Consider the following 6,678-nt stretch of genomic DNA (forward strand, 5'->3'; position numbering starts at 1 on the left):
CGAGGATGGTGACCCAAGCGGACAATCATTGTACAATAAAAGTAACTATGGACATCGTAAGGAGCTGACGAGGATGGAACAGCGGCGTAGGCGACTGAAACGAACCATCGATTATCGTGGACGGGATTGGTTCCGCCAGTACGAACAGCTGGCCTATAGCCGGCCTCATCATGTGCTGCTTGAGAGCGGCCAAGGAGGAAGGTATAGCATTATCGGCCTTGATCCGATCGGAGTGATCCGCGCTGACGAGCGGCGGCTCGTTATCAAGCAGCGCGGGGTTGAAACGGTGCTCGATGGCTCTCCGCTCGAAGGGCTCCGGCAATGGCTTCGGTGTTTGGCAGTGCCGGATGAGGGGGAGTCGTTGCCTTGCCAAGGTGGACTGATTGGCTTCATTAGCTATGATGCCGTTCGCTATATAGAACGGCTCCCGGTGTTTGCACAAGATGATTTGCGGCTGCCGCTCATGTATTTTTTCCTCTTTGACGACGTAGCGATTTATGATCACCAAACTGAACAGCTTCATTTGCTTGCCTACGCGAATGAAGGGGAGGAAAGCGAAGCAAACCGGCGGCTTGCTCGGCATGCACGGATGTGGCTCGAAGATCGGAACGAAGCGCTGGCCTGGCCGCTTGCTGCCTCGACAGCTGCGCCGTCTGTTTCAATGACAAAAGAGAGGTTTATGGATGCGGTTCGCCGCGTGCAACGCTATATTGCGGCGGGCGATGTGTTTCAAGTCAACTTATCGGTGCGTCAGTCGCAGCCGCTGGTGACGCATCCATTTGCCGTCTACAAGCAGCTGCGGACCCTTAATCCGTCACCTTATATGGCGTATTTGCATACCCCGGAATTTCAAGTCGTCAGCGGCTCGCCGGAGCTGCTCGTCCGCAAGCGGGGATGGCGTCTTGAGACGCGGCCGATTGCCGGCACACGTTCGCGCGGTCGGACGGCGTCAGAGGATGAACAAATTGCTCGCAAGTTGCTTGCGAGTGAAAAGGAGCGGGCCGAGCACGCCATGCTCGTTGATCTTGAACGGAATGACCTTGGGCGCGTCTGTGCATACGGGACGGTTCGGGTTGACGAATGGATGACCATCGAAAAGTACTCTCATGTGATGCATATCGTTTCTCACGTATCCGGCACCATGATGACGGAGCACGATGCGTTTTCTGTCATTCGCGCCATGTTTCCTGGCGGGACGATCACCGGCGCCCCGAAAGTGCGAACAATGGAAATTATTGAGGAGTTAGAACCGGTCCGCCGCGGCTTGTACACGGGCTCGATCGGTTGGATCGATTTTCAAGGAAATATGGAGCTAAACATCGCTATTCGAACGATGGTTGTCAAAGACGGATTGGCGCATGTACAGGCAGGAGCGGGCATTGTCATCGATTCCAACCCAGAGCATGAGTACAAGGAATGTTTAAAGAAAGCAGCTGCCCTTTGGAAAGCGAAAGAGCTGAGCGAAGCAGAGGCATTATTTCCGAGCATGAGGTGAGAATGATGATCGTCATGATTGATAACTACGATTCCTTTACGTACAATTTGGTGCAATATTTGGGTGTGTTGGGAGAAAAGCTGATTGTCAAACGGAATGATGAAATTACAGTGGCTGAAATCGAACGACTCCGCCCCGATTTTATTATGATTTCCCCCGGTCCTTGCACACCGAATGAGGCAGGGGTCAGCCTGGAAGTCATCGATCGGTTTGCTGGCCAAATTCCGATTTTCGGCGTCTGCCTCGGGCATCAAGCCATCGCCCAGGCGTTCGGCGGCCGCGTTGTCCGCGCTCCAAGGCTGATGCACGGGAAAACATCGTCCGTCTACCATGATGGGGAGACGATTTTCCGTGGCGTGCCGAACCCGTTTACGGCAACGCGCTACCATTCCCTTATCGTCGAGAAAGAGACGCTTCCGGACTGTTTCGTCGTGTCGGCTTGGACGGAAGAGGATGAAGTGATGGCGATTCGCCATAAAACGCTGCCGGTGGAAGGCGTGCAGTTTCACCCGGAATCGATTATGACCAGCCATGGGATGCAGCTGTTGAAAAACTTTATCGACACGTATAAAAAGGCGTGACAGTCATGTACGTGTATATCAACGGCGCGGTCGTTCCGCGCGAAGAAGCGCAGTTATCAGCGTTTGATCACGGCTTTTTATATGGGCTCGGCTTATTTGAAACATTCCGCACATATAGCGGCCACCCTTTTTTGCTTGACGATCATTTGGCCCGATTGAACAAAGGACTGTCTGAGCTTCACATTGAAAGGCAGTTCGACCGCGCCGAAGCAATGGCGATCATCGAGCAGTTGCTCGAGGCCAATGGCTTGCGCGACGCTTATGTGCGCTTCAACGTATCAGCCGGAGTCGGCGATCTCGGCCTGCCGAGCGAACGTTACCGAAACCCGACCGTCATCGTCTATATGAAGCCGCTTCCGCCGCCCGTCCCTCCGGAAGGAAAAGAAGGGGTGGTGCTCGCGGCAAGGCGAAACAGCCCGGAAGGCAATGAGCGACTAAAGTCGCATCATTATTTAAACAATATAATTGGGAAATGGGAGCTCGGACATCGACCTCATGCGGAAGGAATTTTTTTGAATTCAGATGGTGCGGTAGCGGAGGGGATCGTTTCCAATATTTTTTGGGTGAAAGACGGCATCGTTTACACCCCGACGCCGGCGGTCGGCATACTAAACGGCATCACCAGGCAATTCGTCATGGCCTTGCTCAATCAGTTGCACATCCCGGTGGAAGAAGGGGTATATCCGTTGTCCCACTTGCTGCAGGCGGATGAAGCATTTATCACGAATTCTGTGCAGGAAATCGTGCCGCTTCACCGCATCGGCCGTCGCATTTACCAAGGAAAAAATGGGCCGGTGACCCGTGAGTTGCAGCATCATTACCGCCGCTTTACCGATACGTTATGGACGAGGAACGAATTGGCAGAAAGGATGAAACAATGATGACAACATTGACGCGTTCCCTTGTGCTTCAATGCCGCGGGCATGAGCTTGACTTGCGCAAAAAAACGTTGATCATGGGCATTGTGAACGTCACGCCCGATTCGTTTTCCGACGGCGGCCGGTTTTACGACGTGGAAAACGCGGTCAAGCACGCGAAGCGGCTCGTGGCGGAAGGAGCAGATATCATTGACATCGGCGGTGAATCAACTCGTCCGGGGGCGGATCCAGTGCCGCTTGATGAAGAATTGCGCCGTGTCATTCCGGCGGTCAAAGCGATTGCTAAGGCGGTGAGTGTGCCGATCTCCATTGACACGTACAAAGCGGAAGTGGCGCGGCAAGCCATGGAAGCTGGGGCGCACATTATCAACGACGTTTGGGGAGCCAAGGCGGACCCTGATATGGCTCGCGTCGCCGCCTCATATAGTGCACCGATCATTTTAATGCACAACCGCCGCGATATGGCCTATCGCGATTTGATTTCCGACATGATCGCCGATTTGAAAGAAAGCATTCGTATTGTCAAAGAAGCGGGGGTGAAAGATGAGAACATTATTTTAGATCCAGGGATCGGCTTCGCCAAGACGGTCGAGCATAACTTGGAGGTGATGCGGCGCCTTGATGAATTTGCCGCTCTCGGCTATCCGATTTTGCTTGGCACGTCGCGCAAACGATTTATCGGCCATGTGCTCGGCGTGCCTGTCGAGGAGCGGGTCGAAGGAACAGGAGCGACCGTTTGTCTCGGCATCGTGAAAGGGGTGCACATCGTCCGCGTCCATGATGTATTGCCGATCGCCCGCATGACCAAAATGATGGATGCTATGCTTGGGAAGGGGGAGAGCGGTCATCGATAAAATTTATGTGCAAGGCATGGAGTTTTACGGCTATCACGGGGTGTTTCGCGAAGAAAACATCCTCGGCCAGCGATTTTTGGTCGATGTGACGTTGGAGCTGGACTTGCAGCCCGCCGGGCGGAGCGATTGTCTTGAGTATACCGTCAACTACGCCGATGTGTACGAGCGCTGCCGGGTGATCGTGGAGGAGCGGACGTTCGCCTTGATCGAGGCGGTCGCTGAAGCGATTGCCGCCGATTTGCTCTCGGACTTTCCCGCCGTTCAGCGCTGCATTGTCAAAGTGACGAAGCCGAATCCGCCGATTCGCGGCCATTATCAACATGTCGCAGTCGAAATTGATAGGGGTCGTTAAATGGAAAACATCGCATATCTCGCTTTAGGCTCCAACCTCGGAGATCGTGTTTCCTATTTGCGTTCTGCGATTGAAGCGCTCCATCATCATCAGGAAATTTTTGTAACATCGAGCTCATCGATTTATGAAACCGATCCGGTCGGCTATGTCGACCAAGGCAAGTTTTTAAACATGGTGATCGAGGTGGCGACGTCGTTGTCGCCGTTTGCCTTGCTTGACGTGACCCAGCAAATCGAACGACGATTTGGAAGAAAAAGGGAAATCCGTTGGGGACCACGGACGTTAGACCTTGACATTTTGCTGTATAATCATGAAAATATTGAAACAGAGCAGCTGACGATCCCGCATCCGCGCATGGCGGAGCGGGCATTCGTGCTCATCCCGTTGTTGGAAGTCAACTCCCACGTGGCAATACCGAACCTTTCCGAGCCGTTAATCGACATCATTGGCCGACTACCTGACAAAAAAGGAGTTCATGTATGGAAGCGGAAAGATGGGGAAGACGTATTCGCGCTTTTCGAAAGTTGAAAGGATATACGCAAGAAAGATTGGCGAAAGAACTAGGCATTTCCGTATCGATCCTTGGTGAAATCGAACGAGGGAACCGGATGCCGTCCGATTCGCTCGTTGGACAAATCGCCGAACGGCTGAATATATCGGTGGAAGAACTGGCGCCCCCGAAACTCGAATCGAACAAGTAGAAAGGAGGCATCTGCGATGTTTCGCATTGGCGATGTCGAAATTAAAAACCGCGTCGTGCTCGCTCCGATGGCAGGCGTATGCAACTCCGCGTTCCGCTTGACCGTCAAAGAATTCGGCGCCGGGCTTGTATGCGCCGAGATGGTAAGCGACAAAGGAATCGTATACAACAACGAAAAGACGTTAAACATGTTATATATTGATGAACGGGAAAAGCCGATCAGCTTGCAAATTTTCGGCGGCGAAAAAGAAACGCTCGTCAAAGCAGCGAAATTTGTCGATAAAAATACGAATGCAGATATCATCGACATCAACATGGGTTGCCCCGTGCCGAAAATTACGAATTGCGACGCTGGAGCGAAATGGCTGCTTGATCCCAATAAAGTCTATGATGTCGTTGCCGCGATCGTCGATGCCGTTGAAAAACCGGTCACGGTGAAAATGCGGATCGGTTGGGATGAAAAGCACATTTACGCCGTCGAAAACGCTCAAGCCGTTGAGCGCGCCGGCGGGAAGGCCGTCGCCGTCCACGGACGGACAAGGGTGCAAATGTATGAAGGAAAAGCGGACTGGAACATCATCAAGCAAGTGAAAGAAGCCGTCAACATCCCGGTTATCGGCAACGGGGATGTCAAAACGCCGCAAGATGCGAAGCGGATGCTGGAAGAAACAGGGGTCGACGGCGTCATGATCGGACGGGCGGCGCTTGGAAACCCGTGGATGATCTACCGCACGGTCCGCTATTTAGAGACCGGGGAGCTCATTCCGGAACCGACGCCGAGGGAAAAAATCGACGTCTGCCTGTTGCATTTGGACCGCTTAATTGCCTTAAAAGGCGAGTATATCGCTGTGAAAGAGATGCGTAAACACGCTGCTTGGTATTTAAAAGGCATTCGCGGCGCAGCGAAAATCCGCAACGCCATCAATGAATGTGAAACGCGGGACGAACTGGCCGCACTGTTGCTTCACGTGGCTGAGGAAGCGGAAATCCAAGCAGCGGCGAACGCCGAAGCCGTTTAAACAACGGAGACGACGTTCATGCAGCCGAGGACTGCCAGCGAGCGCTGGCAGTATTTTTCGTAAAAAATCGCTAAATGGAGTGAATGAGGTATGAGTCATGAAGAATTGAACGACCAACTGCGCGTCCGCAGGGAAAAGCTGAAAAAAATTGAGGAATTGGGTGTCGACCCGTTTGGCAAACGATTCGAGCGCACCCATAAAGCGCAAGAGCTGTTTGAACTGTACGGCGATTTATCGAAAGAGGAACTTGAAGAAAAGCAAATTGAAGTCGCCGTCGCCGGCCGCATCATGACAAAGCGCGGCAAAGGAAAAGCCGGGTTCGCCCATATCCAAGATGTCACCGGGCAGATTCAAATTTACGTCCGCCAAGACGATGTTGGCGAACAACAGTACGAACTGTTTAAAATCTCTGACCTTGGCGATATCGTCGGTGTGCGCGGCACGATGTTTAAAACAAAAGTCGGTGAACTTTCCATCAAAGTGTCGTCATACGAATTTTTGACGAAAGCGCTGCGTCCGCTGCCGGAAAAATACCATGGATTGAAAGACATCGAGCAACGCTACCGCCAGCGTTATCTCGATTTAATTATGAATCCGGAGAGCAAAAAGACGTTCATCACCCGCAGTTTAATCATCCAATCGATGCGGCGGTATCTCGACAGCCATGGCTATTTGGAAGTTGAAACGCCGATGATGCACGCCGTTGCTGGCGGCGCTGCGGCGCGCCCGTTCATTACGCATCATAACGCATTGGATATGACCCTTTATATGCGAATCGCCATCGAGCTCCATTTAAAAC

At 52.7% G+C, this 6,678-nt stretch carries 9 protein-coding genes (1 of these 9 running past the window's edge); all 9 read left to right on the top strand.

The genetic code is table 11. The annotated features are described in order from the left end of the window. Nucleotides 1-73: 73 nt before the first annotated feature. Nucleotides 74-1,495, top strand: coding sequence for an aminodeoxychorismate synthase component I (pabB, locus tag BJQ97_RS00390; protein ID WP_160155123.1), 1,422 nt, complete (start codon nt 74-76; stop codon nt 1,493-1,495). A gap of 5 nt (nt 1,496-1,500) precedes the next feature. Beyond that, complete coding sequence (gene pabA / locus BJQ97_RS00395; RefSeq protein WP_201451641.1) at nt 1,501-2,076, top strand: aminodeoxychorismate/anthranilate synthase component II; 576 nt, start codon at nt 1,501-1,503, stop codon at nt 2,074-2,076. Between the two features lie 5 nt (nt 2,077-2,081). After that, nucleotides 2,082-2,957 carry an aminodeoxychorismate lyase gene (pabC, locus tag BJQ97_RS00400; protein WP_160155125.1) on the top strand — a complete coding sequence of 292 codons (876 nt, stop codon included), beginning with the start codon at nt 2,082-2,084 and terminating at the stop codon, nt 2,955-2,957. Then, entirely contained in the window at nt 2,957-3,808 is an 852-nt protein-coding gene (folP, locus tag BJQ97_RS00405; RefSeq protein ID WP_201451642.1) for a dihydropteroate synthase, read from the top strand. The genes pabC and folP overlap by 1 nt, the downstream gene beginning before the upstream one ends. Beyond that, nucleotides 3,771-4,160, top strand: coding sequence for a dihydroneopterin aldolase (gene folB / locus BJQ97_RS00410; RefSeq protein ID WP_160155127.1), 390 nt, complete (start codon nt 3,771-3,773; stop codon nt 4,158-4,160). Before folP ends, folB begins: the two co-directional genes overlap by 38 nt. Beyond that, nucleotides 4,161-4,688, top strand: coding sequence for a 2-amino-4-hydroxy-6-hydroxymethyldihydropteridine diphosphokinase (gene folK / locus BJQ97_RS00415; RefSeq protein WP_160155128.1), 528 nt, complete (start codon nt 4,161-4,163; stop codon nt 4,686-4,688). After that, nucleotides 4,640-4,861, top strand: coding sequence for a helix-turn-helix domain-containing protein (locus BJQ97_RS00420; RefSeq protein WP_011229587.1), 222 nt, complete (start codon nt 4,640-4,642; stop codon nt 4,859-4,861). Before folK ends, BJQ97_RS00420 begins: the two co-directional genes overlap by 49 nt. Nucleotides 4,862-4,877: 16 nt before the next feature. Further along, nucleotides 4,878-5,879, top strand: a complete 1,002-nt coding sequence (dusB, locus tag BJQ97_RS00425) for a tRNA dihydrouridine synthase DusB (RefSeq protein ID WP_160155129.1) — start codon at nt 4,878-4,880, stop codon at nt 5,877-5,879. Between the two features lie 90 nt (nt 5,880-5,969). Then, on the top strand, nt 5,970-6,678 hold the 5' portion of the coding sequence (lysS, locus tag BJQ97_RS00430; protein WP_160155130.1) for a lysine--tRNA ligase. 776 nt of this gene lie beyond the right edge of the window; 709 of the gene's 1,485 nt are visible here — the first part of the coding sequence; it begins with the start codon at nt 5,970-5,972; the stop codon falls past the right edge of the window.

Source organism: Geobacillus sp. TFV-3, assembly GCF_009901865.1.
In the GTDB taxonomy this organism is placed as follows: Bacteria; Bacillota; Bacilli; order Bacillales; family Anoxybacillaceae; genus Geobacillus; species Geobacillus thermoleovorans_A.

Bases quoted from the DNA above. Each gene is read 5' to 3' on its own strand.
- dusB (WP_160155129.1), top strand. From the start codon at position 4,878: ATGTTTCGCATTGGCGATGTCGAAATTAAAAACCGCGTCGTGCTCGCT.
- pabA (WP_201451641.1), top strand. From the start codon at position 1,501: ATGATCGTCATGATTGATAACTACGATTCCTTTACGTACAATTTGGTG.
- pabB (WP_160155123.1), top strand. From the start codon at position 74: ATGGAACAGCGGCGTAGGCGACTGAAACGAACCATCGATTATCGTGGA.
- folP (WP_201451642.1), top strand. From the start codon at position 2,957: ATGACAACATTGACGCGTTCCCTTGTGCTTCAATGCCGCGGGCATGAG.
- folK (WP_160155128.1), top strand. From the start codon at position 4,161: ATGGAAAACATCGCATATCTCGCTTTAGGCTCCAACCTCGGAGATCGT.
- pabC (WP_160155125.1), top strand. From the start codon at position 2,082: ATGTACGTGTATATCAACGGCGCGGTCGTTCCGCGCGAAGAAGCGCAG.
- folB (WP_160155127.1), top strand. From the start codon at position 3,771: ATGCTATGCTTGGGAAGGGGGAGAGCGGTCATCGATAAAATTTATGTG.
- BJQ97_RS00420 (WP_011229587.1), top strand. From the start codon at position 4,640: ATGGAAGCGGAAAGATGGGGAAGACGTATTCGCGCTTTTCGAAAGTTG.